The following is a 26,396-nucleotide window of genomic DNA, read 5'->3' as shown; positions in this document are numbered from 1 at the left end:
CTTGATGGATGGGCCTTGGAGGTCGATATGACCTGCAAGGCCCATCAACTTTTGGAACGCTGCCAACGGCCGTCGATGCGCAGCTCATGCGGCATGAAGCGCGCCTTGTAGTTCATCTTCGGGCTCTGCTCGATCCAGTAACCCAGGTAGACATACGGCAGGCCCAGCGTGCGCGCCTGCTGTACCTGCCACAGCACGTTGTAGGTGCCGTAGCTTGCGCCCGGCTCGGGCTCGTAAAAGGTGTAGACGGCGGAGAGGCCGTCCTCCAGCACGTCCAGGATGGACACCATCTTCAGTGTCCCCGGCTGGCCGTCGGCCCCGGTCTCACGGAACTCCACCAGCCGCGAATTGACCCGGCTTTGCAGCAGGAACTGCGTGTACTGGTCGATGCTGTCCTGGTCCATGCCGCCCCCGGCATGGCGTGCGTTCTGGTAGCGCAGGTATAGCTGGTAATGCTCGGGCAGGTAGCACAGGCGCAGCACCCGCGCCTGCAGGCCGGCGTGGCGCTTCCAGGCGCGGCGCTGGCTGCGGTCGGGCTTGAATGGAGCAACCACCACGCGCAGCGGGGTGCAGGCCTGGCAGCCGTCGCAGTAGGGGCGATAGGTGAACATGCCGCTGCGCCGAAAGCCCCGCGCCACGAGGCCCGAATACACATCGTTCTGAATCAGGTGACTGGGCGTCGCCACCTGCGAGCGCGCCTGCCGCTCGGGCAGGTAGCTGCACGGGTAGGGTGCCGTGGCGTAGAACTGCAGGCTTTGCAGCGGAAGATCGTTGAGTTGGGTCACGCCGCTGAGGGGTTGGGCAAAAGCTCGGTCCAGTATACGGGCTCGAATTTCCAGGTGCAGGCAGGGTCTTGCCGCGCTCGCGCCACGTGATTCAGGAACTGCGAACGTTCCATCTCCCGGGCGCCCAGCGAGGCCAGATGGCCCGTGTTCTGCTGGCAGTCGATCAACCGGACCCCCTCGCGCCGGCACAGGCATACCAGCGCCGCCAGGGCGATCTTGGAAGCATCGGTCGCGTGCGCGAACATCGATTCGCCAAACACGGCCCGTCCTAGCGCCACGCAATAAAGCCCCCCCACCAGTTGCCCGTTCACCCAGGTTTCCACGCTATGGGCATGGCCGGCAGCATGCAGCGCCTCATACGCGGCAACCATGGAGGGCACGATCCAGGTGCCGGACTGCCCGGCCCGCGGCTTGTTGGCGCAGGCGTGGATCACGGCGGAAAAGTCGCTGTCGATGCGCACCTCGCAACCGGGCGTGGCGCGAAAGCGCTGCAGCACGCGGCGCAGCGATCGATGCAGGCGGAATTCCTGCACATGCAGCACCATGCGCGGGTCCGGGCTCCACCACAGGATGGGCTGGCCGGTGCTGAACCACGGAAAGACACCCTGGGCATAGGCCTGCACCAGGCGGGGCACCCCCAGCGTGCCGCCCGCGGCCAGCAGGCCGGGCGCGGGAGAGTCCGTGCCCCAGGCACCGTCGGTGGGTGGAAAAGGATCGTCGGGTTCCAGCCAGGGAAGCGATGTGGTCATGCAGGCAATCAAGGGCGCGCGTGGAGCGCGATTGTCGCCCGCCCGCGTGCTCAGAACGTGATCAGGACGGAGGACGCGCTGCGCTGGTGTGCGCCATGGAATACCGCCTCGATGTTGTTGCCGTCCAGGTCCAGCGCAAAGGCGGCGTAGTAGCCCGGGTGGTAGGACCGCTCGCCCGGGGCGCCGTTGTCGCGCCCGCCATGCGCCAGCGCCGCGCGGTGGAAGGCATCCACCATCTCGCGGTCCTTCGCCTGGAAGGCGAGGTGGTGCCGCCCCGTGAGGTGGCCATTGGCGGCGGGGCGGCGGTACCCATCCGCACGCTGCGCAACATCAGCCTCAACCCCAACTTCGGCGGCGAGGTGATGGTGGTCAGCCTGGGCTGCGAGAAGCTGCAGCCCGAGCGCCTCATGCCGCCTGGCGCCATTGCTCTGGTGGACCAGCGTACCCTGCAGGAGGCACCGCTGGACGTGGTGTGTCTGCAGGACGAAGCCCATGTGGGCTTTATGTCCATGGTCGACTCCATCTTGCGCCAGGCCGACGAGCACCTGAAGCGCCTGAACGCACGTCGGCGCGAGACGGTGCCTGCCAGCGAACTGGTGGTGGGCATGCAGTGCGGCGGCAGCGATGCCTTCAGCGGCGTGACCGCCAACCCGGCCGTGGGCTTTTGCACCGATTTGCTGGTGCGCGCCGGCGCCACGGTGATGTTCAGCGAGGTGACCGAGGTGCGTGACGGCATCGACCAGCTCACCGCACGTGCGGCCACGCCCGAGGTGGCGCAGGCCCTGATCGACCAGATGGCCTGGTACGACGCCTACCTGGCACGCGGCCGCGTGGACCGCAGTGCCAACACCACGCCGGGCAACAAGAAGGGGGGCCTGTCGAACATCGTCGAGAAGGCCATGGGCTCCATCGTCAAGAGCGGTAGCGCGCCCATCGCCGGCGTAGTGGCTCCGGGCGAAAAGGCGGTGCAAAAAGGTTTGCTCTACGCGGCTACCCCCGCCAGCGACTTCATCTGCGGCACGCTGCAACTGGCGGCGGGCATGAACCTGCACGTGTTCACCACGGGGCGCGGCACGCCTTATGGGCTTGCGCAGGTGCCGGTGATCAAGGTGGCCACGCGCAGCGATTTGGCCCGGCGTTGGCACGACCTGATGGATGTGAACGCCGGCCGCATCGCAGACGGGCAGGCCACCATCGAAGACGTGGGCTGGGAGTTGTTCCACCTCATGCTCGACGTGGCCAGCGGCCGCAAAAAGACCTGGGCCGAGCACTGGAAGCTGGCCAACCAGCTCGTGCTGTTCAACCCAGCGCCGGTGACTTGACCTGCTTATTCGACCCACCCCCGGCAAAACCCACAACGGAGATCCCGAAATGCCTCACGAGAAGAATGCGGCGCCCAGCGTTGCCACGCGGCGCCATTTCCTGGCCGGCGCGGTGGCCGCCACGGCCGCAGGTGCTGCCACGGCGCAGAGTTTTGAATTCAAGCCCCAGCAGCGTTACCCCGACCCATCGGTGCAGGTGCTGGACCCGCAGTTCGCCAAGTACCGCATCTACAGCAGCAGCGTGGAGCAGATTGCCACCGGCATGCGTTGGGCCGAAGGGCCCGTGTGGTTCGGAGACGGGCGCTACCTGCTGGTATCCGACATTCCGAACAACCGCATCATGCGCTGGGATGAGGCCAGCGGTGCGTGGGGCGTATTCCGCCAGCCCTCCAACTTTTCCAACGGCCTCGCACGCGACCGCCAGGGCCGGCTGCTGACCTGCGAGCACCTGACGCGCCGTATCACGCGCACCGAGTACGACGGAAGCATCACCGTGCTGGCCGATGGCTACAACGGCAAGCGCTTCAACTCACCCAACGACATCATTTGCAGCAAGGACGGCGCGGTGTGGTTCACCGACCCGCCGTTCGGCATCGCCGGTCATTGGGAGGGCGAAAAGGCCGCGCCAGAGCTGCCGCACGGCGTCTACCGCATCGACCCGGGCGGCGCAAAGGTCAGCCAGGTGCTGGGCGACCTGGCGGGTGCCAATGGCCTGTGCTTTTCGCCCGATGAGAAAGTGCTCTACATCGTCGAGGGCCGCCACCAGCCGCATCGCGTGGTGTGGGCCTACGACGTGGGCCCGGGCGGGCGGCTGTCCGGCAAGCGTCTGCATATCGACGCGGGCGGCCCGGGTGCCCTGGACGGCATCAAGTGCGACGAGTTCGGCAACCTCTGGTGCGGGTGGGGCAGCAACGGCGCCGTGGGCGCCAACCCGGCGGACCTGGATGGCGTGATGGTCTTCAACCCCGAAGGCAAAGCCATTGGCCACATCCGGCTGCCTGAGCGTTGTGCCAACCTGTGTTTTGGGGGTGCCAAGAACAACCGCCTGTTCATGGCCAGCAGCCATTCGATCTACGCGCTTTACGTGGAGGCGCGCGGCGCTGTCTGAGTGCGAAGGTCCCCGTGGCGGGCGCCCGCCACAGGGCAGGGGCCGCCCCGTGCGGCCCAGGTCATCAGGGCCGCAGGGATCACGGAAGGCTGAGCCAACCGCCCCGTTCGCACAAACGCACCGCATCAACGGCAACAGCCGCCACCCCGTGGGGGTTGGCGGCTGTTTCGCTCCTGTTTTGATAGCTGCTGGCGCTTGTTAGTCAAAGGCTAGAGGCCAAAAAGGCTTGAAACCTACTGGCTGACGCCAGCCCAGCGCTGCGCGGCTACCCTGTGGTGCGCGGCTCAGTCTTGCACGTACCAGGCGTCCTTCAGCTCGCTCACCGTGGCCTCGGCCACCTCGGGCTGTGCAGCCAGCCAGGCCTGCGTGGCTTGGCGGTCGTCCTCGGTGGCGGAGCCACGCACGAAGGCCGTCACGAAGCCTTCGCGCACCCAGCCGGCGGCCGCCAGATTGCGGGGCGCCAGCAGATCCCGCACGAAGCGGTCCATCAGCGCCTCCTCTTGCTCGGGCGTCAGCTCCTGCTTGACCTTCAGCTCGTACTCGAAGCCGAATTCCTGAAACTCGGCCACGCGCATCTTCTTGCGAAGGCGGCGGCTGCGTTGCTTGTTGGGTGGCAGTGCCATGGTCAGGTTCTCTCAGTTCAGTGAATCAAGGGCGGCATGATGGCAGAACACGCGCCGCGCCCGCCCGTCAAAGCCCCAGCACCTTGGCGACGTAATCCGCATCCTTGTCGCCGCGGCCCGACAGGTTGACCAGGATGTGCTGGTCCTGGGGCAGCGTGGGCGCCACGCGGATGGCCCAGGCCACGGCATGGGCGCTCTCCAGCGCGGGGATGATCCCTTCCACGCGCGACAGCTGCATGAACGCGTCCAGACATTCCTTGTCGGTCACGGCTTCGTACTGCACGCGGCCAATGTCCTTCAGATAGCTGTGCTGCGGGCCCACGCCGGGGTAGTCCAGGCCCGAGGCAATGCTGTGCACGGCGGCGGGCACGCCCGGCGCATCCTCCAGCACATAGCACTTCATGCCGTGGATCTCACCGGGCTGGCCCATGCTCAGCGTGGCCGCGTGCCGGCCGGGCTTGTCGGTGCCTTTGCCCGAGGGCTCCACGCCCACCAGCTTCACGTCGGTATCGCCCAGGAAGGCGGTGAACATGCCCATGGCATTGCTGCCGCCGCCCACGCAGGCGGTCACGTAGTCGGGCAGGCGGCCGTGTCTGGCCTGGAACTGCTCGCGCGCCTCGCGGCCGATGATGCTCTGGAAGTCGCGCACCATCATCGGGAACGGGTGCGGCCCCACCACCGAGCCGATGGCGTACAGGTAGTCGGTGGGGTTGGTCAGGTACTCCTCGAAGGCGCTGTCCACCGCCTCCTTCAGCGTGGCCGCGCCGCGCGTCACTGCCACCAGCTTGCAGCCCAGGATGCGCATCTTGGTGACGTTGGGGTGCTCCTTCTCGATGTCCACCTGGCCCATGTGGATCTCGCACGGAATGCCCACCAGCGCACAGGCCGTGGCCAGCGCCACGCCGTGCTGGCCGGCGCCCGTCTCGGCGATCACCTTCTTCTTGCCCATGAACTTGGCCAGCAGCGCCTCGCCCAGGCAGTGGTTGATCTTGTGCGCGCCGGTGTGGTTCAGGTCCTCGCGCTTGAGGTGGATCTGCGCGCCGCCCAGCAGGCCCGAAAGCCGCTTGGCATGAAAGATCGGGCTGGGCCGGCCCACGTAATCGGCAAACAGCTGTGCCAGCTCGTCCTGGAAGTCCTTGCGCTGCGTGATCTCGGCATAGGCCGCGGCGATGTCGTCCATGGCGGCTTTCAGGTGCGGCGGCACAAGCTGCCCGCCGTAGGGGCCAAAGAAGCCGGCGGCATCGGGCATGGGGGCGAAGTCGGTGGAGGCTGTCATCGCAGTCAAAGGAGGAGGGTGGTTGAAAGAACTTCGGTTTTGATAGCTGCCCGCGCTTTTCAGACGGGCGCTGGGTGGCATTTTCATGCTGAACCATTGCGGGGTGCTTACGGCCCGCCAACGGCAATACGGGGCAATATACGCGCGCGTTGCGCCTCACGGTTCGATACACGCCCCCGGTTGCCGCGCGCCGCCGCGCCGCCACAGAATCGACCATGCACCTGCAACCCTACGAAAGCGTGAACGGCGTGCCCCTCACCGCCACGCGCGGCGTCATCATCCGCGCCCACGGCCAGCCACGCAGTGAGTCGCGCAACAACGTCGGCCTGACCGCGCTGGACTATGGCGACGTGGTCTACCGCTTTCAGGACAGTGGCCGCCTGGAAGAGGTGACTGCCCGCGCGGAGGCGCTGCACCTGGGCACCGTGGCCGTGCCGTTCCGTGACCTGGCCGCGTTTGTGCAATCGAGCGATGACCGGGCATTCGACCGCGCCGGGTTTCTGGTCAGCCCGCGGTACGGGATTGCCTTCGTACCGGCGGAGCCCTGCTGGGTGACGGCGCTGGCCCGCCATTGCGTGCAAGAGTGGATGGCGATATCTGCCCTGAATGATGCTTTTAAGTAACCAACGACACGCAGGCATTTGTGAGATGCCTTGATGCTGTGTACATGAAGAGACTTAATTTAGCCAAGGACCGGTGGCGGCTATAAGCTGACTTTCGAAGTACCGGGACGGCCGCCCGCTTCAGGCCGGGAGCGGAAGTTCACCAGCGACTGTTCCCATGACCGAGCGGAGCGCCCAACGTCTAGTTTCCACCGCTGGCTTTGGCTGCCTCTCGACGACGTCGAATCACCTTGATGATCGCGTCCTTCACATCATTTGCTCGATGCTGGTCCAGCACAGAGATCGCACCGACGAGCATTGACAAGGCACCACCGCGCGCTTCAAGGCGCTCGGCCAGCGCCCGCCGCTCGATCTGACCAACTTCGTTCAGCTTGAGGCTACGAATTGTCCGTCTGCCTTCCGGAGACTGACCTTCGAAAACCCAACCACGCGCAACCAATATGTGCTGTGAGTAATTGTGGAAGTGGGGATTGACCCAGCTGAAATTAGCCGGAATCGCCGGGAAGGCATCGCAAGAGTTGAGCGCAACGCTGAGCACAGGACAACGAATCAGCACTGGACCGACGAAGTTTCTCGTCATGAACCTGTATCTGCGGTCCCAAGTCGAGAAATATGCATTCTTCCGGATATTGCAGGTCCCACAAGACAGCGCAAGGTTCCTAATCTCGTACGCGAACCGAGGAAACGTCGCCTTGTCCACGAAATGCTCAAGGTGAGTCGCGTAGTCGTCATAGAGATGACGTCGGCAGAAGCAGCAGCGTCCTAGCTGCACCGTCCTGAGCGCAAGCTTCAGCCCGCCACGGAACGCGATCGCGACGTTTGCTCTGGACTCCCATGTAAGGCCTATCAACGCAGCGGCCGTCGTTCCGGCAGGATAGCCGGGGGTCGGAGCGATTTTTTCGAATCCGATGTTCACCGCTGAGGACCTTCGTCCAAGAGTGCATCAATGACATCGACCATTGGGTCGTGCGGAGTGAGCGCGTCACGGATCGACCTAAGCTCCGGCATCAATCCTTGGAACTCTGCATTCTCGAAGTCTCCTCGCTCGATCAACGACACGGCTCGCTGTAGGGTGTCCACGACGACCTTGTTCCGGCTGGAGCCGATGCCAAACTGAGAAAGAAGCAGCTCGTCAGAGGAAGCACCGTAGGACGCCACGCTGGTCTGAGGCGCATCGCTACTCATGTCAACAATAGAACTGCCTTCCGGAGCGGCTCCAACGATGAGCGGCGAGTGCGTGCATACGATGAGATGTCCTTCCGTCTTCATCGCCCCCGCACACACGTCGAAGACCGTCGCCATCAGGTCCCGCTGCCACTGCGGATGGAGGTTGTTCTCGGGCTCGTCTATCAGCAGGACGGCCTTGTCCTCAAGGCCGAAGCCGATTGCCAGGATGGTGGAGAACATGTGGTACTCGCCCGAACTCAACTCCATCGCCGAGAAGTCGGCATCGCCTCCTGCCGATTTCACGGTTACATCCACTAAGCGCACGAGATCGGTGAGCAATCCCAGGCGCAGCACGTTGGGCTCGATGCCTTGGCAGTGAGCCCCCGTCTCGTCGAGCGTGACCGCCACACGACGCTTCCCTTTATTCACGAAGAATTGCAGTGCCAAAAACTCGTCATAGCTGAATTCCTGCAGGAGCCACTGAGCTGTGGCGTAGGAAATATGCGGGCGATCTGCAGCTGGCTTACGATTGCCGTCGGACTCAGGTCGCACACCTTGCACGATGCCAAGCAAGTCACTCATCGGGGCTCGCGCCTTCTTTGCCGATTCACGCTGGGCCTCTAAGGTGTACTTCCCAGATGGTCGAATTCCCGCGTGCCGATGTGCGGCGCCAAAGAAATCCCATCTGCAACGCTCTGCTTTCGTGGGATCGAGCGCAAAAGCGAGCATGGTCTCCAGAGGTGCCTTCTTGCTAAGCAGGTTGCTGATAACTCGTTGCCCAACGTAGGTGTAGTTGGGGACGTCGAATGGACTACGAGTGCCACCAGGCAATTCCTTCTGAGGAAACCGGTCGGCCACAGAACCCGATACACAAAGAACTTGATCACGGCCCGGGTTCTGTACAGACGAAGCTTCGTGACGATCAATGCGTCCGACCACCGCCAATCCTGAGACGATCTCCTTCAGCAGCGTGCTCTTGTGTGAGCCGTTGCGGCCTGTAATAAACGTCGTCGCAAAGGTGTTTGCCCTGGGCGAGTCTGTCTCGAGCAACAAGTCAACTGACCTGAATTGCTTGTCCCAAGTATGAAATCGTGCGGAGTGAATTACCGCCATACTGCCTGCTCCCTGTTTTTCCAAGTATGCCGCGCGCACGTCGGAGGATGCGATCAGACACTCAGCCCTTGGCAGGGAATCTGAGACGCTAACCGGCCTCGCAATATGAGGGCACCGCCGTAGCGAACTGGAGACCAGGTGACAGAGGAGCTCTTGGGCAGCCGGTAGCAAAGCTGAACGGCCGTGTTCGGCCATCAAATTGAGCCATGCATAGAACCGCTCCCGCGGCATCCCGGCCATTCATGGCGCCGGGGCGACTGGCTGCTGAGGGTCGAAAGAGGCCATAGATGGATGAGCACCTGCCTACTACCTGCCTAGTTTGAGATCGCAGCAAGGCACTCTGCTCAAAATAGAAAAGGCGCTGCAACGCTAGTCACAGCGCCTGTTTGCAGAAGGCATGCCGGAAAGCCTGCGTCAGCCCTTCTTCTGCACCATCTTGATCACGCTGGAGAAATCCTCCCCCCCGTGCCCCGCAATGCTGTGCGCCGCGTAGATTGCGCGCGCCATGCCGCCCAGCGGGGTGCTGGCCTTGGTGGCAATGGCGTTTTCCTGGGCCAGGCCCAAATCTTTCAACATTAGGTCGGTGCCAAAGCCGCCCGCGTAGCCCTTGCTGGCGGGGGCGTTCTCGTGCACGCCGGGGAAGGGGTTGTATTTTTCCAGCGCCCAGTTGCCGCCGGAGCTGCGGCGCATGATCTCAGACAGCACCTTGGGGTCCAGGCCGTTGGCGACTCCCAGCGCGATGGCTTCGCTGGTGCCCACCATCAGGATGCCCAGCAGCATGTTATTGCAGATCTTGGCCGTCTGGCCCGCGCCCACGGCGCCGGCGTGGAAGATGTTGGCGCCCATTTTTTCCAGCAGGGGGCGTGCGCGCTGCAGTTGCGCGTCGGTGCCGCCCACCATGAAGGTGAGGGTGCCGGCGATGGCGCCGCCCGTGCCACCCGATACGGGTGCGTCGATGAAGTCGATGCCCAGGGCTTCAGCGGCCTTGGCCACCTTCTGGCTGGTGGCGGCGGCTATTGTTGAGCTGTCGATCACCAGCGTGCCCTTGGCAATGCTGGCCAGCAGGTTGCCGTTGCCCAGGAACAGGCCTTCCACGTGTTGGCTGGCGGGCAGCATGGTGACGACGGCCGCAGCGCCCTGCACGGCGTCTTGCGCGCTGGTGGCGACCTGCAGGCCTTCGGCCCGGACCTTGGCAAGCGCGTCAGCGCTCAGGTCGAAGGCCTTCACGCTGTGGCCGGCCTTGTGCAGGTTGATGGCCATGGGCGCGCCCATGTTGCCCAGCCCGATGAATGCGATTTGCATGGTGGTTGTCTCCTGTGGTGTGTGATGGGAACTATGGTTTTGATAGCTGCTAGCGATTGATGGACGGGCGCTACAGGCCAAAATGCCTTCAATCATGATCGCGTGCCCTTGCTGCGGCTTGTGGCCGCCTTCGCCCGCCGGGGCGAGGCCTTGGCAAGCGGGTTGAAGGCGAGGGCGGTGTCGATCCAGTGCTCCCACTGGGCGCGCGTGGCGTAGGCAGCGGGCTCCAGCCAGAAGTAGCCGGCCATGCCGCCGCGCGGGTCCAGCTCGCGCACGCCGGGGGTTTCGGCGGTTGCGTCGTGCTGCTGCGGCGGCAGGCGCACCAACAGCTCTTCGCCCTTCACGCCCAGGCAGAGCTTGCCGTCCACCATGAAGGCGTGGCAGCCAAAGAGCGTGCGCTCCTCTACCTCCACCTGCGCGCTCAGCCGCTCGCCCAGCGCGTCGCGCACGGCTGCGATCAGGTGCAGCGCTTCGTCGGACAGGGGGCGAGCAGGCATGGTGGTTTTGGAGTCAAATAGGCCTCTAGCGCTTATCCATCCAGCGCGAGCAGCTATGGTTTTTGAATATCAACGGATCACCTCCGGCGCGTCGCCGTCCAGCATGCGCCGGCCGATGATGACGCGCATGATCTCGTTGGTGCCTTCCAGGATCTGGTGCACGCGCGCGTCGCGCAGCAGGCGCTCCAGTGGGTATTCACGGATGTAGCCGTAGCCACCGTGCAGTTGCAGCGCCTCGTTCACCACGTTGAAGCCCACGTCGGTGGCAAAGCGCTTGGCCATGGCGCAGTAGGTGGAGGCGTCGCGTGCGCCGGCGTCAAGTTTGCTGGCGGCCAGCCGCACCATCTGGCGCGCAGCCACCAGCTCGGTGGCCATGTCGGCCAGCTTGAATTGCAGCGCCTGAAAGCTGGCGATCGGCTTGCCGAACTGCTTGCGGTCTTGCATGTAGCGCTGGGCGTGCTGCAGTGCGCCTTGCGCGGCGCCAACCGAGCAGGTGGCGATGTTGATGCGCCCGCCGTCCAGCCCCTTCATGGCGATCTTGAAGCCTTCGCCCTCCTGGCCCAGCAGGTGGTTGGCGGGGATGCGCACGTTGTCAAAGCTGATCTGGCGCGTGGGCTGGCTGTTCCAGCCCATTTTTTCTTCCTTCTTGCCGTAGTGGATGCCGGGCAGGTTCGCGGGTACGGCAAAGGCGCTGATGCCGCCGGCGCCGGATTGCGCGTCGCCCGTGCGTGCCATGAGCACCAGCACGTCGGTGCTGCCCGCACCGCTGATGAAGGCCTTGCTGCCGTTGATGACGTACTCGTTGCCGACCAGCTCCGCGCGCGTCTTGATGGAGGCGGCGTCAGAACCCGCGCCGGGTTCGGTCAGGCAGTAGCTGGCGAGCTTTTGCCCACTGGTGAGTGCCTCGCCCCATTCGGCGCGCACGGCATCCGTGGCCCAGGTGCCCAGCATCCAGGTGGCCATGTTGTGGATGGTGATGAAGGCAGTGGTGCTGGGGTCCACGGCCGCCAGTTCCTCGAACACCAGCGTGGCGTCCAGGCGCGGCAGGGCCAGGCCACCGGCGCTCTCGGGCGCGTACAGGCCGCAAAAACCCAGCTCGCCCGCACGGCAAATAGCCTCTCGGGGGAAGATGCCCTGCGCATCCCACTCGGCGGCGTGGGGCGCCAGCTCCGCCTGGGCGAACTGGCGCGCGGTGTCGGCAAAGGCGCGCTGGTCTTCGCTGAGTTCAAAGTCCATGGCGGGTGTCTCCTTCTCTTATGCGTCTTATGGCTTGCTCGTCGTGGGCTGCGGCGCCTCGCCATGGTGCAGCCAGTGCATCAGGGCGTCGCGCCGCGCCTGGGTATGGACCGTCAGGCAGTCGTGGTACAGCCGCGGCCATTCGGGGCGGGACTCCGCCGCGCGCTGCGCCTGCTTGCACTGCGCGGCGCGCGTGCGCTGCCAGGCGGCCTGGTCCTGGCGCAGGGCAGGGCGCTCGTGGGCCGACAGGGCACGCATCACATCGCCATACAGAATCTGAGTGGCGGTGTCCGCCTCCTGGTAGCGCTGCACGGCGCAGGCGTTGGTCTCATCCACCGTGCCGCCGGGGCGGCAGGCAGCGCCGGCCTGCGCCTGTGCCTGGGTGGCAGCCAACAGGGCGCACGCAGCGGCCAGGGTGCGCAGGCGGGCGGCATGGGGTTTCACGCATCGGGTCATGCCTGTGATTTCACCATGCGCGCACCGCGCGGCGCCGCTTACTTCAGGCTGATGGTGGTGTTCACGCCGTGGCTGGTGGTGCTGTCGTCAAACCAGCGCGCCGTGACGGTCTTGGTCTGCGTGTAGAACAGCACCACCTGCTTGCCGTAGGGGCCCAGGTCGCCCAGCTTGGAAGCGCGGCTGCCGGTGAACGAGAACAGCGGCACGGGCACGGGGATAGGCACGTTGATACCCACCTGGCCCACGTCGATGTCTTCCTGGAACTTGCGCGCGGCAGCGCCGGACTGCGTGAAGATGGCCGTGCCGTTGCCGTTGGGGTTGGCGTTGATGAACTCGATGGCCTCGTCGATGTCCTCGGCGCCGGCCAGGCACAGCACGGGGCCGAAGATTTCCTGGTCATAAATGCTCATGCCGGGCTTCACGCCGCTGAAGATCGTGGGGCCGACGAAGTTGCCCTTCTCGTAGCCCGCCACCTGGGGCTTGCGGCCGTCCAGTTCCAGCGTGGCGCCGTCGGCAATGCCGCGCTCGATCAGGCCCTCGACGCGCGACAGCGCGGCGCAGCTCACCAGCGGGCCCACGTCGGTGCCGGGTTCGGTGCCGGCGGACACCTTCAGCGTCTTGGCCTTCTCGACCAGATCGGGGATCCAGTTGCGCGCCTCGCCCACCAGCACGGCGACCGACAGGGCCATGCAGCGCTGGCCGGCCGCACCGAAGGCGGCGCCGGCCAGGGCGTTCAGCGTCTGCTCCTTGTTGGCGTCAGGCATGACGATGGCGTGGTTCTTCGCACCCATCATGCATTGCACGCGCTTGCCGTTGAGGCTGGCGCGGTTGTACACATGGGTGCCCACCTTGGTGGAGCCCACGAAGCTGATGGCCTTGATGTCCGGGTGGTCGCAGATGGCGTTCACGGCGTCTTCACCGCCATGCACCACGTTCAGCACGCCGGGGGGCACGCCGGCTTCCAGCGCCAGTTCGCACAGGCGCATGGTGACCATGGGGTCCTGCTCGGAGGGCTTGAGCACGAAGGTGTTGCCCGTGGCAATGGCCATGGGGAACATCCACAGCGGGATCATGGCGGGGAAGTTGAACGGCGTGATGCCGGCGCACACGCCCAGCGGCTGCATGAGGGTGTAGGTGTCCACGCCGTTGGCCACGTTGTTGGCCAGCTCGCCCAGCTGCAGCGTGCCGATGTTGGCAGCGTGCTCCACCACTTCCAGGCCGCGGAATACGTCGCCTTCGGCGTCGGGCAGGGTCTTGCCCTGTTCGGCCGTCAGCAGGGCGGCCAGTTCCTTCATGTTCTCGCGAATGAGCTGCTGCAGCTTCAGGAAGATGCGTGCGCGCGTGCCGATGGGGGTCTTCTTCCAGGTCTTGAAGGCTTCCTTGGCGGAGGCCACGGCGGCGTTGATCTCGTCGGGCGTGGCAAAGGGCACGCGCGCCAGCACTTGCTGCGTGGCGGGGTTCACCACGTCGCGCCACTGGGTGGTCTTGGACTCGACGAACTGGCCGCCGATCAGCAGCTTGACGGTGGGGGCCTTCACGGCCTGGGAGGTGGATGCGTCCATGGTTGTCTCCTGGGGTCCTGGGGTGGTCTGCAATGAAGCCGGCACGGCAAGTGCCGACTTGGCATGGGCTGCATCGTAGTTGTGCGAAATTGCGTAGGCAATAGACAATCACGCACCTTGGCTTTGCAAATTTGCACATCACCGCAGAGGAGCCGCATGGATTGGGACAATTTGCGCTACTTCCTTGAGCTGGCGCGCACCGGCACGCTGGCAGGGGCCGCGCGCCGCACCGGTGTGGAACACACGACAGTGGCGCGGCGCATCCAGGCGCTGGAAAAACAGATGGGTGCGCCGCTGTTCGCCCGCGAGGCGGCGGGACACCGGCTGACGGAAACCGGCCGCCACCTGCTGCCCGCCGTCGAGGCCATGGAGGCCGCCGTGCTGGGGGTGGAGCGCGCATCGCCCGCCAACTCCCCGGGCGCGGGCCCCTCCGGACTGGTGCGCGTGGGTGCCACCGAGGGTTTTGGCACGGTGGTGCTGGCGCCGCATCTGGCGCGGCTCACGCAGAAGCACCCGCACTTGTCCATCGACCTGCTGGCCCTGCCGCGCATGCTGCACCTGAGCCGGCGCGAGGCGGACATCGTGATTTCGTTAGAGCGGCCCAAGCGCGGCTCGGTGATCGTCACCAAACTTGCCGACTACACCCTGCGTCTCTACGGCCAGCGCGAGTACCTGGCGCGCAGACCGCTGGTGGCCAAGCGTGAAGACCTGCGCCACCACGCCTTCATCAGCTACGTGGACGACTTGCTGTTCACGAAAGAGCTGCAGTTCATCGACCAGCTCTACCCGCCCGAGCGTTTTGCGCTGCGCAGCACCAGCATCACCGCGCAGTACGAGGCCGTGCGCGCCGGCGCGGGCCTGGCCGTGCTGCCCGCGTTCCTGGCCGACCGTGACCCTGTACTTGCGCGCGTGCTGCCCCACGAGGCCGAGTTCACACGCACCTTCTGGATGAGCATGCCGGCCGAGTCCAAGCACCTGGCGCGCATGCAGGCAGTGTGGGCCTTCCTGAAAGACGTGGGCCAGCGCGAGGTGGCATCGCTGGTCCCAGGTAAACCAGCGGCAGGCTAGGGCACGCTGCGGCATACAGAAAAAGGCCCCCGCATGCGGGGGCCTTACGGACCAGGGGATCAGCGAGGATCAACCCTGCTCTTTGTTCTTGCCCGACGTGCCCTGGCTGGAGGAGATAGCGCTATTGCTGCCGCTGCTCTTTTGCCCGCTGCCGCCGCGCGAGGTGCGCCAGGTGTTGAAGTCATCGGCAAACTTCTCATAGCGCTCCTTGCGCCAGGAGTCGTAGTCGTCATCCAACTGGCGCAATTGGTCCTGGCGCCACTGGTGGTAGTCGGGGTCGTTCTGAAAGCGCCCGCGCTGCTCTCCGCCGGTGCCGGAGTACTGCGAACCAAAGTCCGCGTCGCGATGGCCTTCATAACCTTGGCCTTGGGAGCCGTACCCCTGCGAACCGTACCCCCCATAGCCGCTCTGGCCCACGGGTGTCCAAGTCTTGCGCGATCGCGCCTGACCCTTGTCTTTCATGAATGGAGTGAGCTATGCAGAACGTTTCTGATGTGATGACCCGCGGGATCCGCACCATGGCACCCGACGACACCCTGACCACCGCCGCGCAGGCCATGCGCGAGTTGAATGTGGGAGCCTTGCCGGTGTGCGATGGCGAGCGCCTGGCGGGCATGGTGACGGACCGCGACATGGTGCTGCGCGGCCTGGCCGAAGAGCGCACCCACTCGCGCCTGAACGAGGTCATGTCCCGCGAGGTGTACTACTGCTACGAAGACCAGCCCGTGGACGAAGCCATCGCGTCCATGCGCGCCATGCAGGTGCGGCGGCTGCCCGTGGTGGACCGTGATCAGCGGCTGGTGGGTATCGTGTCGCTGGGCGACGTGGCCACCAACGTGGACGAGCGCCAGTCCGGCACGGCGATCCGCGACATCTCCAGTCCTTCGGAGCCTGACCGGCGCAGCCAATCGGCCGCCAGTGGCGCCGCGGGCGGCGGCCAGACCTCGTGACAACACACGGCTGCACGCACTGCTGCGCCTCGCCACAGCGGGGCGCAGGCCCCGCTTTTTTATATGCGCCCCATCAGCAGCAGGATGAGCACGATCACCACCACCAGCCCGACACCACCGCCCGGACCGTAGCCCCAGGAACGGCTGTACCCCCAGGTCGGCAGCACGCCGATCAGGATCAGCACCAGGATGATGAGCAGCAGGAGGGAAATCGACATGGTTTTTCCTTTCGTTGGCAACGCGGGCATCGCGTGGCCTCATCGTGCGGGCGCTGGGGGCGCGCGCAGCTAGGCAGGCGGCGCATGGCGTGGTCAGGCAGCATGCCGAGCGGGCTGTAGGCCAAGGCCCCGCTCTTGCCTGGACAGTGGCCGGCGCTTTGCCGCCGGCGGCGCGGGCGGCCGCGTGAAGGTTCGCTGAAGGATGGGGTTGCCTGTGCGGCCCGGCCGCGCACAATGCACGTGCCATGGTGTCAACGCGGCGCCCTCCGCGTAGCCCCGCGTGCCGCATGCAGAGCCCGCTGGCGCAGCACCATGACAGCACCCACGGTTGATCCCAGGAATCCTTTCCATGAACTCTGTGCCAAAAGTGCCTGCAAGCCGCACTGGAATAGCGCTAGCAGCTATTATTAACATAGCATTGACCGGCGCCGCCATGCTGGCGGGCGGCGAGGCGCTTTCCCAGGAGGTCGCACCCGTCCCCCCCGTGCCAGCGCGCGGTGAGGCGTCGGCGGAGGTAGTGGCTTCGGGCCTGAGCCATCCGTGGGGCCTGGCCTTCTTGCCGGGCGGGCGCTTCCTCGTCACCGAGCGGCCCGGCCGCCTGCGCGTGGTGGAGGCCGACGGGCGCCTGGGGCCGCCGCTGGCCGGGTTGCCACAAATGGCGGCGGGCGGGCAGGGCGGCCTGCTGGATGTGATCACCGATGCGGACTTCGCGCGCAACCGGCGGATCTTCTTTTGCTATTCCGAACCCGCACCGAAGGGCGGCGGCAACAGCACGGCCCTGGCCAGCGCCACGCTGGCGCCGGACGCGGCGGCGCTGCAGGACGTGAAAGTGCTCTTCAGCCAACGTCCCAAGGTGGCGAGCCAGTTGCACTTTGGCTGCCGCATCGTGCAGGCGCCGGACGGCCATCTGTTTCTCACCCTGGGCGAGCGCTACGGCCGCAAGGAGGACGCCCAGCGCCTGGACAACCACCTGGGCAAGGTCGTGCGCATAGTGCCCACGGGCGGCGCGGCGCCCGGCAACCCGCTGGCGGGCCGCGCGGGCGCGCTGCCGGAGATCTGGAGCTGGGGCCACCGCAACCCCCAGGGAGCGGCCTGGGGGCCAGACGGCCGGCTGTGGATCCATGAGCACGGCGCGCAAGGGGGCGACGAGATCAACCGCCCCGAAGCAGGCCGCAACTACGGCTGGCCGGTGATCACCTATGGCGAAAACTATGGCGGCGGCAAGATCGGCGAGGGCACGGCCAAGGCCGGCATGGAGCAGCCGCTGCATTACTGGGTGCCGTCGATCGCGCCGTCGGGGATGGCCTTTCTCACCAGCGACCGGTACGGCACGGCCTGGAAGGGGAGCCTGTTCGTGGGTTCTCTCAAGTTCGCACGGCTGCACCGGCTGGAGCTGCAGGGCGCGCAGGTGGTGCGCGACGAGTACCTGCTGGACGGCCTGGGCGCGCGCATCCGCGACGTGCGCCAGGGGCCGGACGGTTGGTTGTACTTGCTCACCGACAGCCCGGACGGGCAGTTGCTGCGCCTGAGGCAACCTTGAACACGCCTGCGCGAGGACGCGCCACAGTGCGGGACCGGCTGCGAGGGGGCGTCCCTGTGCCCGAATCGGGACATGCGGCGCACGGGGAACTTGCGCGCCGTTGCCCCGCTGCTACCCGTAGCGCCTGCGACAATGACCGCCCGACTGAACAACGATGACCGCCATGCTGCTTGACGCCTCCGAATCCCAACTCGTTCTCGTGGATTACCAGGAACGCCTGATGCCCGCCATCTTCGAGGCAGAAGCCGTACTGGCCAACGCGCGCAGGCTGGCGCAGATTGCCAGGCTGATGGACGTGCCGGTGTGGGGCACGGAGCAGAACCCTTCGCGCCTGGGACTCAACGACGCCGCGTTGCGCGCGCTGTGCCAGCGCACCTTGTCCAAGATGCACTTCAGCGCCACCGAGGAGGGCCTGGGCGAGTGGCTGCGCCCGCCCGCCAAGGCCCAGGGCGGCAATGCGCGCAGCCTGCCCAAGCATCTGCAAAAGGGCCGCGAGCCCCAGGCGCCGGAGCGCGCCACCATCGTGGTGGCCGGCTGCGAGGCCCATGTCTGCCTGCTGCAGACGGCGCTCGATCTGCTGGAGGATGAGTTCGAGGTGTGGGTGGTGACGGACGCCTGCAGCTCGCGCACGGAGCGCAACCGCGACGCCGCCTTCGACCGACTGGCCGGCGCCGGCGCCGAGCTGGTAACCACCGAGATGGTGGCCTTCGAGTGGCTGCGCAGTTGCGAGCACCCGGCATTCAAGGAGATGCTGGCCTTGGTCAAATAGGCCTCTCGGGCACACCCACCAAGCGCTAACAGCTATGAATAGTGAAGCGCAAAGGTGGGCTGGGCGTAGAGGGGTGCGGCGAGCGCCGCGTCAAGGACCGTGTCTGGGACCGCGTCGGCGACCGCGTCTGCGACCGCGTCAGCTTCCCGCAAGCGCGGCATGAATAATTATGAATTTTGGATAACCACCGACCCGCGCCACGTCGACGCGGAGGATTCCAAGGAGACAGCACCATGGCCGCCGACTATGCCGACTTCTACCGCCGCTCCATCGACGAGCGCGACGCCTTCTGGGCCGAGCAGGCTCGCCTGATCGACTGGCAGCAGCCGCCGCAGCAGATCTGCGACTGGAGCAACCCGCCGTTCGCCAAGTGGTTCGTGGGCGGCACCACCAACCTGTGCCACAACGCGGTGGACCGCCACCTGGCCGAGCGCCCGCTGCAAAACGCGCTGGTGGCCATCTCCACCGAAACCAATACCGAGCGCGCCTACACCTACGCCGAGCTGCACCAGGAAGTGCAGCGCATGGCCGCCAGCCTGCAGACGCTGGGCGTGCGCCAGGGCGACCGCGTGCTGATCTACATGCCCATGATTGCCGAGGCGGCGTTCGCCATGCTGGCGTGCGCACGCATCGGGGCCATCCATTCGGTGGTGTTCGGTGGGTTCGCGTCGTCGTCGCTGGCTTCGCGCATCGAGGACGCCGAGCCCACGGTGATCGTGAGCGCCGATGCGGGCTCGCGCGGCGGCAAGGTGGTGCCCTACAAGCCGCTGCTGGACGAGGCCATCGAACTGTCGGCCCACAAGCCCGCGGCCGTGCTGCTGGTGGACCGGGGCCTCGCGCCCGCCGCCATGCGCGCGGGCCGCGACCACGACTGGGCGGCACTGCGCGCGCGGCACATGGATGCGCAGGTGCCCTGCATCTGGGTGGACGCCACGCAGCCCAGCTACACCCTGTACACCAGCGGCACCACCGGCAAGCCCAAGGGCGTGCAGCGGGACACGGGCGGCTACACCGTGGCGCTGGCGTCCAGCATGCGCCACATCTTCGAGGCACAGCCGGGCGACACCTATTTCTGTACCAGCGACATCGGCTGGGTGGTGGGCCATAGCTACATCATCTACGGCCCGCTGATTGCCGGCATGACCACCATCCTGTACGAAGGCCTGCCGGTGCGGCCCGACGCGGGCATCTGGTGGAGCATCGTCGAGAAATACCGGGTCACGCACATGTTCTCGGCCCCCACGGCGGTGCGCGTGCTCAAGAAGCAGGACCCGGCCTACCTGAAGAAATACGACATCCGCAGCCTGAAGGCGCTGTGGCTGGCGGGCGAGCCCCTGGACGAGCCCACGGCGCAGTGGATCAGCGACGCGCTGCAGGTGCCCATCATCGACAACTACTGGCAGACCGAGACCGGCTGGCCCATCCTCACGCTGTGCAACGGCGTGCAGAAGCAAACCTCGCGCTTCGGCAGCCCGGGCAAGGCCGTGTACGGCTACAACGTCCAGCTGATCGACGAGGCCACGGGCGAGGAGCTGACCCAGCCCAACCAGAAGGGCGTGGTGGCCATCGAGGGGCCGCTGCCCCCTGGCTGCCTGCAGACCGTGTGGCGCAACGATGATCGCTTCGTCAACACCTACTGGAAGAGCATTCCCGGCCGGCTGGTCTACAGCACGTTCGACTGGGGTATCCGCGATGCCGACGGCTACTACTTCATCCTGGGCCGCACCGACGACGTGATCAACGTGGCCGGCCACCGCCTGGGCACGCGCGAGATCGAGGAATGCATCGCCGGCCACCCCAATGTGGCCGAGGTGGCCGTGGTGGGCGTGGCCGACGCGCTGAAAGGGCAGGTCGCGATGGCCTTCGCGGTGCCGCGCGATGCCTCGGGCCTCACCGACGAGGCCGCGCGCCTGAAGCTGGAAGGCGAGGTGATGAAGCAGGTCGATACCCAACTGGGCGCCGTGGCCCGCCCGGCGCGCGTGCTGTTCGTGACGATGCTGCCCAAGACCCGCAGCGGCAAGCTGCTGCGCCGCGCCCTGCAGGCCGTGGCCGAGCGCCGCGACACGGGCGACCTGACCACCATGGAAGACCCCGTGGCACTGCAGCAGATCAAGGAACTGCTGGGCTGACGCGCGGCAATTTGCTCTTGATTTGATAGCTTCTAGCGCTTGATGGACGGGCGCTGGAAGCTTTTTTATTGCTTGATTCGATACGCCATCAGGCGGCTATCGCCGCCGCCGGTGGTACGGGCGCGGCGGCCTGGCTTGTGGCGCGCCATGGTGCGGGGGCCTGCCAGGCCTTCGCCCAGTCCATGAATTGCTCCACGGGCATGGGCATGGCGATGCAGTAGCCCTGCGCGTGGTGGCAGCCCATCTGCAGCAGTGCCAGGCCTTGCTCCACCGTTTCCACCCCTTCGGCCACGATGCCGCAGCCAAATGAATGCGCCAGGCCGATCACGCCCTGCACGATGGCCCGGTCGCCCGCATCGCCCAGCATGCCGGCGACGAAGCTGCGGTCCAGCTTGAGGTGGTCCATGGGCAGGCGGCGCAGGTACGCCAGCGACGAGTAGCCCGTGCCGAAGTCGTCGAACGAGATCTGCATGCCCAGCGCGCGCAGTCTGGTCAGCTCCCGCGCCACGTGGTCGATGTCGTAGAGCGCGGCGCTTTCGGTGAGCTCGATGGCCAGCAGCCGCGCCGCCACTGCGGGGTGCTGCGCCAGGCGCAACGCCATCCAGTCCGCAAAGCCCCGGCGGTGCAGGTGCTCGGGCGTGATGTTGATGTTGACGGGCAGTTCCAGACCCTGCGCCATCAGGCGGGCGATCTGCTGCAGCGCGGTGTCCACCACCCATTCGCCAAAACGCATCTGCAGCTCGGCATGCCCTTCGATGAGGTGCAGGAAATGCACGGGCGACAGCAGGCCGCGCTCGGGGTGCTGCCAGCGGGCCAGGGCCTCGGCCCCCACCACGGTGCCCAGCCGCATGTCCACTTTGGGCTGCAGGAACAGTGTCAGTTCGCCACGCTGCAGCGCGCGCAGCAGTTCGCCGCACTGCTCGCGCCGCAGTTGCCGGGCGCGCTCCTCGGCGGCGTCAAAGCCATGGAAGCGGTTGCGCCCCGCCTGCTTGGCCGCATACATGGCCTGGTCGGCGTGGCGCAACAGGGTGTCGGCGTCGGCCTCATCGTCGGGGTAGAGGGTGTAGCCGATGCTGGCGGTGACCAGCACGCGCTCGCCGTCCAGCGTGTACGGGGCCGCGACGCTCTCCATCACCGTATGCAGGCGCCGCTCGCATTCCTCGGCATGGGCCAAGCCCGACAGCAGGATCACGAACTCGTCCCCGCCCAGCCGCGCCACTGAGTCGGTCAGGCGCAGGGCGCGCTTGAGCCGCTCGGCCACCACCACCAGCAGCCGGTCGCCCGCCGCGTGGCCCAGGCGGTCGTTGACGGGCTTGAAGCCGTCCAGGTCCAGGTAGGCCACGCCCAATTGCTGGCCGCGCGCACGGCTGTGCTCCATGCCTGCGCGCAGCCGCCGCTCCAGCATCACCCGGTTGGGCAGGCCGGTGAGTGCGTCGTAATGGGCCATGCGCTCCAGTTGCCGCTCCTGCTGGCGCTGGCTGCTCACGTCGATGGACATGCCCACCATGCGCGCGGGCTGCCCGGCGGTGTCGTACGCCACCACCTTGCCCACGCTGCAGATCCAGCGGCCGTCGCCCTGGGGGGCAAGCACCTCGCAGGTCACGTCGAACGGCTTGTGCGGCTCTTGCAGGTGGCGCTGCAGCTCCTGGGTGACCACGTCGATGTCTTCCGGCGTGATACCCGACGCCCAGTGCACGGCAGCGCTGGCCCCGGGCTCCACGGGCGCCAGCCCGTACATGGCGCGCCAGCGCGCGTCGCCCGTGACTTCGCCGCTGGGCAGGTTCCAGTCCCACAGGCCCAGCGCCGCCGCCTCGATGGTGAGCGACAGCAGTTCCTCGCGCTCGCGTACGCGCTGTTCGGTCTGCTTGCGCTCGGTGATGTCGTGCAGGCCGAACAGCCAGCAGGCCTCGCCGTTCACTTCGATGGGGCTCATGGACTGCAGCACGGTGCGCTTGTCGCCGCCGCGCGTGGTCAGTTCCAGCTCGTAGCCCACAAGCTGCCCTTCGGCCGTCGCCGCCTCCAGCAGCGTCGCGCGGGTGGGGGCGGAGTAGATGCCCAGTTCCACCACCGTGCGCCCCACGGCTTCCTGGCGGGTGTAGCCCAGGGCCTGCTCCCACGCCGGATTCACGTCGAGGTAGGTGCCGTCCTCGCGGCGCGAGAACCCCAGCGGGTAGGGCAGCAGCTGGAAGATGCGCGCCAGCCGTTCTTCGGAAGAACGCAGCCGCTGCGCCGCGCGGCGCGGCTCGTCGATGTCCTGCAGGATGCCGCGCACGCGCACCACGCGGTCGCCCTCGATGATGGGCTCCCCGCGCACGCGCACCCAGACCAGGCGCCCATCGGCGCGCACGATCTCGATTTCCTGGCTCCACACAGTGCGCTTGCGCAGGCAGTCGCGCAGGGCTGCGTGCATGGCTTCCCGCCAGGCGGGTGCGACGAACTGCTGCACATAGTCGCGCGGCAGCGGCGTGCCCGGGTCCAGCCCGTGGATGTCGAAGCACACGTCGGACCAATAGGTGATGCCTTTGCCCGGCTCTTCCTCCCACACGCCCAGCCGCGCCATCCAGCCCGCCTGGCGCAGCAGGCGGTTGGCGGCGAGCAATTCATCGCGCACACGGCGCTCCTGCGTCATGTCGTGGAACACGAAGACCAGGCAGTCCTCGCCCTCAATGCGCGACACCCGTCCCGACATGAGGCCCGGCACTTCGGCGCCGTCGCGCAGCGCCGTCATCGGCAGGCCGCGGACCTCGCCCTGGTTGCGCAGCGCCTCGGTGAGGCGGGCGCGCTCCTGCGTGTCGCCCCACACGCCCAGTTCCATGGACGAACGTCCCAAAATCTGGTCGCGCGGCTTGCCCAGCAACCGCTCGAACGCAGGGTTCACGTCCAGGTAGCACCCGTCGGACAGGCGGGTGATGCCCGCGGCGTCGGGCAGAGTCTGGTAGACGGTGGTGTATTTGGCTTCGGACACGCGCAGCGCGTCGCGCATCTCGTGGTGCTCGGTGATGTCCAGGTCAATGCCGGCCATGCGCAGCACGCGTCCGGCGGAGTCGCGCTCCACCGCGTGCCCGCGCGAGACCACCCAGCGCCAGTGGCCCTCGTCATCGCGCATGCGCGACTCTGCATGGAAGCTCTCTTCCAGTCCGTCCTGCACGCGCTGCAGGTACGCGCCCAGGCGCTCGCGGTCGTCGGGGTGGCGCCGGGCGTTCCAGCGTTGCCATGACTCGCGCACATCGAAGGCGCGCAGCGGTGTGAAGTCCTCGTCGTCGGGGCTGTTGGCCAGGCCGAAAGCCCGGTAAAAGCGCCCGTGGTAGGTAAAGCGGCTGTTGCGCAGATCCCATTCCCAGCGCCCGCCGCCCGAGGCCTTGAGCACGCGCAGCAGCTCGTCCTCGTGCTGTCCCAGCGTCTGCAGCGACCGGGCCCGCGCACGCAACAGCTCGACGGCGCCGCACAGCGCCACCACGCCGAAGGCGTAGCGCCAGGGAATGCCCTGCCACGGGGCCGATCCCCCCTGCGCGGCGAGGGCGCTGGCCGTCTCGGTCCAGGGCAGCAGCGCGGGCGGCACCAGCACGGTGAGCGCGACCACCAGCGATATCGCCGTCAAGCGTGTCGAGCGCCCCAGCGGCCACGCCACCGCACAACGGCCCGAACAGGAACGCGGCGGAAACGATGATGGGCGGGTGGATGTACGCCACTCCGGGCGCGTCTAGGGCCTGTTCACACTATTTTTGCCAGTGCGAATGGCGTGAAAACCGCGCCAATCTAGGCGCGTGACGACGCCAAGGCCGGGGCCTTGGCTAGGAGGGCAACGACGAATGGCGCGGTTTTCACTCCGTTCCCTCCGGGTTGCGATCAAAAAGGGCCATTCGCGGCGTTGCCAAGCCTCGCTGGGGTAGCACCCCAGCTTCGTTTGGCGCCTTGCGCCTGGCCCTTTTTGATCGCAACGCATCTGGCAAAAATAGTGTGAACAGGCCCTAGCGGCATGCCCTGCAGGGCCACCAGCGTCGACGCAGCCCCGGCCACCAGGCCCAGCGCGATGCGCACGCCGCGCGAGGGTTGCAGCAGGACGGATTGCGGCAGCGCGGTCGCCCCGGCGATCAGCAGCAGGTGCACGATGCCGGAGAGGAACACCTCAGTGGGCATATCCCTCCTGTGCATCCGCGCGCTGGTCGCCCCCGCGGTCCCCGCCATCCTGGCGCAATGGCGCAGCGCCCGCGGGCCGCGGCCCGGGGATGCGTGCAACGGCAGGGAATACGGCAAAGGCGCAAAGCGACATGTTTCAGAGTGTATTGCGCCCGGCGGCCCGGCGGTCCATGTGCGTGCCGCGCGTCGCGCAGCGGACCCGCAGGCGTCGGGTGAAACCCTGCCGCGGCGCGTCAGGGCGCCTTTGTACCCGGCCGCACCGCGCCGCCCACCAACCCCGTGGAGAGCGCCGTGCCGCACGCAATGACCACGCCGCAGCCCAGCATCCACGGCGTCACCGCTTCGCCCAGAAACACCGCGCCGTAGAACACTGCGAACACGGGCGCCAGGAAAGTCACGGCCAGCGCCCGGCTGGGGCCGGCATTCGCAATCAGGCGAAAGTAGAGGATGTACGCAATGCCCGTGCACAGCACGGCAATGGCGGCGATGGCCGCCCAGGCGCGCAGGCTCGGCGTCTGCGCGGGCCAGGCCCACCACATGGGCAGGGCCAGCCCGAGCGCCGCGCCCACCTGGCTGCCCGTGGCCGTGGCCAGTGGCGGAATGCCCACCAGGTAGCGCCGTGCGTAACTGGCGGCCACCGCATAGCAGGTGGAGGCCAGCAGGCACGCCGCAATGGCCCAGCCCGCCTGACTGCCGCTGGCGCCCACGCCAGCCGGTGCGCGCCAGGCCAGCAGCGCCACGCCGACGAAGCCCAGCGCCAGCCCCGCCCAGCGCAGCCGGCTGATGCGGTCGCCCAGCCACAGCCAGGCCACCAGCGCGCCGAACAGCGGCACCGTGGCATTGAGAATCGATGTCAGCCCGGTGGCGATGTGCATCACCGCCCAGGCGAACAGCGCGAACGGGATCGCCGAGTTGATGAGCCCGGCGAACAGGACGGGCCGCCAGTGGCGCCGCAGCGCGGGCCATTCGCCCCGGTGCAGCAGGAAGGGCCAGAGGAACAGGGCGGCCATCAGCACGCGCAGCCCGGCCATGGGCAGCGGGCCGAACTCGGCCGCGCCCAGGCGCATGAAGAGGAACGACGCCCCCCACAAGCTGGACAGCAACACGAACTCGCCCACCCAGGCGGGCGCGTGGGGGGAGAGGGCCTCAGCGCTCGTGTGTGGTGCTGTCATGCGAAATTCAATAGAGGGGTGAAGGGAACGGCGCGGGCTTGCGGGCCCGACTCCAGCGCCAGCAGTGCCTTCTTGCGCGGCAGCCCCCCCGCGTAGCCGGTGAGGGCGCCCGCACTGCCGACGGCGCGGTGGCAGGGCACGACGACGCTGAGGGGGTTGCGCCCCACGGCTGCGCCCACGGCACGCACCGCGGTAGGCCGGCCGATCTGGCGTGCCAGCGCGCCATAGCTGGTGGTGGCGCCGTGCGGAACGGCCAGCAACGCCTGCCACACGGCCTGCTGGAAGGGTGTGCCGCCCGACAGGTCCAGCGGCAGATCGAACCGCGTGCGTTCGCCCCGCAGAAACTGCTGCAGTTGCTGGGCCGCCGCGCGCAGCACGGGATGGGCATGGTCTGTGGGCCACGCGGGCGCGGCATCCAGTTGCGCGGGCTGGTGGCGCTGGCCGTCGAACCAGAGCCCGACCAGGCCTTTCGCGCTGGCGGCCAGACGCACGTCGCCCAGGGCCGTTGCGATGCGGCTTTGCACGGTGTCGCGGGGGTATTGCATGGTGAATCCTTCATTAAACGCGAAATTTGCCTTTTGCGCAGGCGCACCC

25 protein-coding genes and 1 pseudogene are annotated in these 26,396 nt (G+C 66.9%); 8 read left to right on the top strand and 18 right to left on the bottom strand.

Annotated features, from left to right (window positions below):
* Positions 1-44 precede the first annotated feature (44 nt).
* From K2L43_RS09780 to K2L43_RS09770, 3 genes and pseudogenes are all read right to left on the bottom strand, one after another.
* Positions 45-785, bottom strand: a complete 741-nt coding sequence (locus tag K2L43_RS09780) for an arginyltransferase (RefSeq protein WP_220637430.1) — start codon at positions 783-785, stop codon at positions 45-47.
* The gene (gene aat / locus K2L43_RS09775; protein WP_041835987.1) at positions 782-1,534 is read right to left on the bottom strand and encodes a leucyl/phenylalanyl-tRNA--protein transferase; all 753 of its coding nucleotides are present in this window, start codon (positions 1,532-1,534) and stop codon (positions 782-784) included. Before aat ends, K2L43_RS09780 begins: the two co-directional genes overlap by 4 nt.
* A gap of 50 nt (positions 1,535-1,584) precedes the next feature.
* Positions 1,585-1,941 (bottom strand): annotated as a pseudogene (locus K2L43_RS09770) (VOC family protein); the annotation flags it as partial.
* Here K2L43_RS09770 and K2L43_RS09765 point away from each other — a divergent pair.
* Both K2L43_RS09765 and K2L43_RS09760 read left to right on the top strand, forming a co-directional pair.
* Positions 1,822-2,856, top strand: a complete 1,035-nt coding sequence (locus K2L43_RS09765; RefSeq protein WP_370633110.1) for a UxaA family hydrolase — start codon at positions 1,822-1,824, stop codon at positions 2,854-2,856. The pseudogene K2L43_RS09770 and the gene K2L43_RS09765 overlap by 120 nt on opposite strands.
* A gap of 49 nt (positions 2,857-2,905) precedes the next feature.
* Complete coding sequence (locus tag K2L43_RS09760; RefSeq protein WP_220637429.1) at positions 2,906-3,964, top strand: SMP-30/gluconolactonase/LRE family protein; 1,059 nt, start codon at positions 2,906-2,908, stop codon at positions 3,962-3,964.
* Between the two features lie 284 nt (positions 3,965-4,248).
* Here the strand turns inward: K2L43_RS09760 and K2L43_RS09755 are convergent, their stop codons facing one another.
* Complete coding sequence (locus K2L43_RS09755) at positions 4,249-4,587, bottom strand: YggL family protein (protein ID WP_220637428.1); 339 nt, start codon at positions 4,585-4,587, stop codon at positions 4,249-4,251.
* Positions 4,588-4,654: 67 nt separating this feature from the next.
* Complete coding sequence (gene trpB / locus K2L43_RS09750; protein WP_220637427.1) at positions 4,655-5,863, bottom strand: tryptophan synthase subunit beta; 1,209 nt, start codon at positions 5,861-5,863, stop codon at positions 4,655-4,657.
* 215 nt (positions 5,864-6,078) lie between these two features.
* Here trpB and K2L43_RS09745 point away from each other — a divergent pair, with 215 nt between their 5' ends.
* Positions 6,079-6,486, top strand: coding sequence for a hypothetical protein (locus K2L43_RS09745; protein ID WP_220637426.1), 408 nt, complete (start codon positions 6,079-6,081; stop codon positions 6,484-6,486).
* Between the two features lie 181 nt (positions 6,487-6,667).
* On the opposite strand, the gene K2L43_RS09740 is transcribed toward K2L43_RS09745, so the two are convergent.
* The 7 genes from K2L43_RS09740 to K2L43_RS09710 form a co-directional block, all read right to left on the bottom strand.
* A complete protein-coding gene (locus K2L43_RS09740; protein ID WP_005794635.1) occupies positions 6,668-7,402 on the bottom strand; it encodes a hypothetical protein in 735 nt (244 codons plus the stop codon).
* Positions 7,399-8,766, bottom strand: coding sequence for an ATP-binding protein (locus K2L43_RS09735; RefSeq protein WP_005794633.1), 1,368 nt, complete (start codon positions 8,764-8,766; stop codon positions 7,399-7,401). The genes K2L43_RS09740 and K2L43_RS09735 overlap by 4 nt, the downstream gene beginning before the upstream one ends.
* 414 nt (positions 8,767-9,180) lie before the next feature.
* Positions 9,181-10,068: a 3-hydroxyisobutyrate dehydrogenase gene (gene mmsB / locus K2L43_RS09730; protein WP_011805248.1), complete on the bottom strand. Its 888-nt coding sequence runs from the start codon at positions 10,066-10,068 to the stop codon at positions 9,181-9,183.
* Between the two features lie 92 nt (positions 10,069-10,160).
* A complete protein-coding gene (locus tag K2L43_RS09725; RefSeq protein WP_011805249.1) occupies positions 10,161-10,565 on the bottom strand; it encodes a TfoX/Sxy family protein in 405 nt (134 codons plus the stop codon).
* A gap of 69 nt (positions 10,566-10,634) precedes the next feature.
* The gene (locus K2L43_RS09720; RefSeq protein WP_088886776.1) at positions 10,635-11,801 is read right to left on the bottom strand and encodes an acyl-CoA dehydrogenase family protein; all 1,167 of its coding nucleotides are present in this window, start codon (positions 11,799-11,801) and stop codon (positions 10,635-10,637) included.
* Between the two features lie 27 nt (positions 11,802-11,828).
* Positions 11,829-12,257 (bottom strand): lysozyme inhibitor LprI family protein, encoded by a 429-nt coding sequence (locus tag K2L43_RS09715; RefSeq protein ID WP_220637425.1) that lies wholly within the window; start codon positions 12,255-12,257, stop codon positions 11,829-11,831.
* A 38-nt stretch (positions 12,258-12,295) separates the two neighbouring features.
* Positions 12,296-13,819, bottom strand: a complete 1,524-nt coding sequence (locus tag K2L43_RS09710; RefSeq protein ID WP_220637424.1) for a CoA-acylating methylmalonate-semialdehyde dehydrogenase — start codon at positions 13,817-13,819, stop codon at positions 12,296-12,298.
* A 156-nt stretch (positions 13,820-13,975) separates the two neighbouring features.
* Here K2L43_RS09710 and K2L43_RS09705 point away from each other — a divergent pair, with 156 nt between their 5' ends.
* On the top strand, positions 13,976-14,887 hold the full coding sequence (locus K2L43_RS09705; RefSeq protein WP_088886773.1) for a LysR family transcriptional regulator: 912 nt from the start codon (positions 13,976-13,978) through the stop codon (positions 14,885-14,887).
* A 69-nt stretch (positions 14,888-14,956) separates the two neighbouring features.
* On the opposite strand, the gene K2L43_RS09700 is transcribed toward K2L43_RS09705, so the two are convergent.
* Complete coding sequence (locus K2L43_RS09700; protein WP_103737657.1) at positions 14,957-15,349, bottom strand: hypothetical protein; 393 nt, start codon at positions 15,347-15,349, stop codon at positions 14,957-14,959.
* 14 nt (positions 15,350-15,363) lie between these two features.
* Between K2L43_RS09700 and K2L43_RS09695 the strand changes: the two genes are divergently transcribed.
* A complete protein-coding gene (locus tag K2L43_RS09695; protein ID WP_220637423.1) occupies positions 15,364-15,837 on the top strand; it encodes a CBS domain-containing protein in 474 nt (157 codons plus the stop codon).
* Between the two features lie 59 nt (positions 15,838-15,896).
* Here K2L43_RS09695 and K2L43_RS09690 read toward each other — a convergent pair whose 3' ends face one another.
* Entirely contained in the window at positions 15,897-16,055 is a 159-nt protein-coding gene (locus K2L43_RS09690; RefSeq protein ID WP_011805256.1) for a DUF3309 family protein, read from the bottom strand.
* Positions 16,056-16,404: 349 nt separating this feature from the next.
* Between K2L43_RS09690 and K2L43_RS09685 the strand changes: the two genes are divergently transcribed.
* The 3 genes from K2L43_RS09685 to K2L43_RS09675 all read left to right on the top strand — a co-directional run bounded on the left by K2L43_RS09685 (position 16,405) and on the right by K2L43_RS09675 (position 20,493).
* Entirely contained in the window at positions 16,405-17,595 is a 1,191-nt protein-coding gene (locus K2L43_RS09685; RefSeq protein WP_370632946.1) for a PQQ-dependent sugar dehydrogenase, read from the top strand.
* A gap of 163 nt (positions 17,596-17,758) precedes the next feature.
* Complete coding sequence (locus K2L43_RS09680; protein WP_041836284.1) at positions 17,759-18,364, top strand: isochorismatase family protein; 606 nt, start codon at positions 17,759-17,761, stop codon at positions 18,362-18,364.
* A 233-nt stretch (positions 18,365-18,597) separates the two neighbouring features.
* Complete coding sequence (locus tag K2L43_RS09675; RefSeq protein WP_011805259.1) at positions 18,598-20,493, top strand: propionate--CoA ligase; 1,896 nt, start codon at positions 18,598-18,600, stop codon at positions 20,491-20,493.
* Between the two features lie 88 nt (positions 20,494-20,581).
* Here the strand turns inward: K2L43_RS09675 and K2L43_RS09670 are convergent, their stop codons facing one another.
* From K2L43_RS09670 to K2L43_RS09655, 4 genes are all read right to left on the bottom strand, one after another.
* Entirely contained in the window at positions 20,582-24,091 is a 3,510-nt protein-coding gene (locus K2L43_RS09670; protein ID WP_255580423.1) for an EAL domain-containing protein, read from the bottom strand.
* Positions 24,092-24,339: 248 nt separating this feature from the next.
* Entirely contained in the window at positions 24,340-24,630 is a 291-nt protein-coding gene (locus tag K2L43_RS09665) for a hypothetical protein (RefSeq protein ID WP_196995560.1), read from the bottom strand.
* 233 nt (positions 24,631-24,863) lie between these two features.
* Positions 24,864-25,802, bottom strand: coding sequence for a DMT family transporter (locus tag K2L43_RS09660; RefSeq protein ID WP_220637422.1), 939 nt, complete (start codon positions 25,800-25,802; stop codon positions 24,864-24,866).
* Positions 25,799-26,347: a methylated-DNA--[protein]-cysteine S-methyltransferase gene (locus K2L43_RS09655; RefSeq protein ID WP_220637421.1), complete on the bottom strand. Its 549-nt coding sequence runs from the start codon at positions 26,345-26,347 to the stop codon at positions 25,799-25,801. The genes K2L43_RS09660 and K2L43_RS09655 overlap by 4 nt, the downstream gene beginning before the upstream one ends.
* Positions 26,348-26,396 lie beyond the last annotated feature (49 nt).

The organism is Diaphorobacter sp. MNS-0 (genome assembly GCF_019602835.1).
Classification (GTDB): Bacteria; Pseudomonadota; Gammaproteobacteria; order Burkholderiales; family Burkholderiaceae_C; genus Diaphorobacter; species Diaphorobacter nitroreducens.
The sequence above is the reverse complement of the archived record's forward strand: the minus strand, read 5'-3'. Positions and strand labels throughout refer to the sequence as shown.

Excerpts from the sequence above, each read along its gene's own strand:
- K2L43_RS09760 (WP_220637429.1), top strand. The coding sequence starts at position 2,906 with ATGCCTCACGAGAAGAATGCGGCGCCCAGCGTTGCCACGCGGCGCCAT.
- aat (WP_041835987.1), bottom strand. The coding sequence starts at position 1,534 with ATGACCACATCGCTTCCCTGGCTGGAACCCGACGATCCTTTTCCACCC.
- mmsB (WP_011805248.1), bottom strand. The coding sequence starts at position 10,068 with ATGCAAATCGCATTCATCGGGCTGGGCAACATGGGCGCGCCCATGGCC.
- K2L43_RS09680 (WP_041836284.1), top strand. The coding sequence starts at position 17,759 with ATGCTGCTTGACGCCTCCGAATCCCAACTCGTTCTCGTGGATTACCAG.
- K2L43_RS09755 (WP_220637428.1), bottom strand. The coding sequence starts at position 4,587 with ATGGCACTGCCACCCAACAAGCAACGCAGCCGCCGCCTTCGCAAGAAG.
- K2L43_RS09715 (WP_220637425.1), bottom strand. The coding sequence starts at position 12,257 with ATGACCCGATGCGTGAAACCCCATGCCGCCCGCCTGCGCACCCTGGCC.
- trpB (WP_220637427.1), bottom strand. The coding sequence starts at position 5,863 with ATGACAGCCTCCACCGACTTCGCCCCCATGCCCGATGCCGCCGGCTTC.
- K2L43_RS09705 (WP_088886773.1), top strand. The coding sequence starts at position 13,976 with ATGGATTGGGACAATTTGCGCTACTTCCTTGAGCTGGCGCGCACCGGC.
- K2L43_RS09675 (WP_011805259.1), top strand. The coding sequence starts at position 18,598 with ATGGCCGCCGACTATGCCGACTTCTACCGCCGCTCCATCGACGAGCGC.
- K2L43_RS09665 (WP_196995560.1), bottom strand. The coding sequence starts at position 24,630 with ATGCCCACTGAGGTGTTCCTCTCCGGCATCGTGCACCTGCTGCTGATC.
- K2L43_RS09700 (WP_103737657.1), bottom strand. The coding sequence starts at position 15,349 with ATGAAAGACAAGGGTCAGGCGCGATCGCGCAAGACTTGGACACCCGTG.
- K2L43_RS09690 (WP_011805256.1), bottom strand. The coding sequence starts at position 16,055 with ATGTCGATTTCCCTCCTGCTGCTCATCATCCTGGTGCTGATCCTGATC.
- K2L43_RS09720 (WP_088886776.1), bottom strand. The coding sequence starts at position 11,801 with ATGGACTTTGAACTCAGCGAAGACCAGCGCGCCTTTGCCGACACCGCG.
- K2L43_RS09735 (WP_005794633.1), bottom strand. The coding sequence starts at position 8,766 with ATGGCGGTAATTCACTCCGCACGATTTCATACTTGGGACAAGCAATTC.
- K2L43_RS09655 (WP_220637421.1), bottom strand. The coding sequence starts at position 26,347 with ATGCAATACCCCCGCGACACCGTGCAAAGCCGCATCGCAACGGCCCTG.
- K2L43_RS09660 (WP_220637422.1), bottom strand. The coding sequence starts at position 25,802 with ATGACAGCACCACACACGAGCGCTGAGGCCCTCTCCCCCCACGCGCCC.
- K2L43_RS09710 (WP_220637424.1), bottom strand. The coding sequence starts at position 13,819 with ATGGACGCATCCACCTCCCAGGCCGTGAAGGCCCCCACCGTCAAGCTG.
- K2L43_RS09695 (WP_220637423.1), top strand. The coding sequence starts at position 15,364 with ATGCAGAACGTTTCTGATGTGATGACCCGCGGGATCCGCACCATGGCA.
- K2L43_RS09745 (WP_220637426.1), top strand. The coding sequence starts at position 6,079 with ATGCACCTGCAACCCTACGAAAGCGTGAACGGCGTGCCCCTCACCGCC.
- K2L43_RS09725 (WP_011805249.1), bottom strand. The coding sequence starts at position 10,565 with ATGCCTGCTCGCCCCCTGTCCGACGAAGCGCTGCACCTGATCGCAGCC.
- K2L43_RS09685 (WP_370632946.1), top strand. The coding sequence starts at position 16,405 with ATGAACTCTGTGCCAAAAGTGCCTGCAAGCCGCACTGGAATAGCGCTA.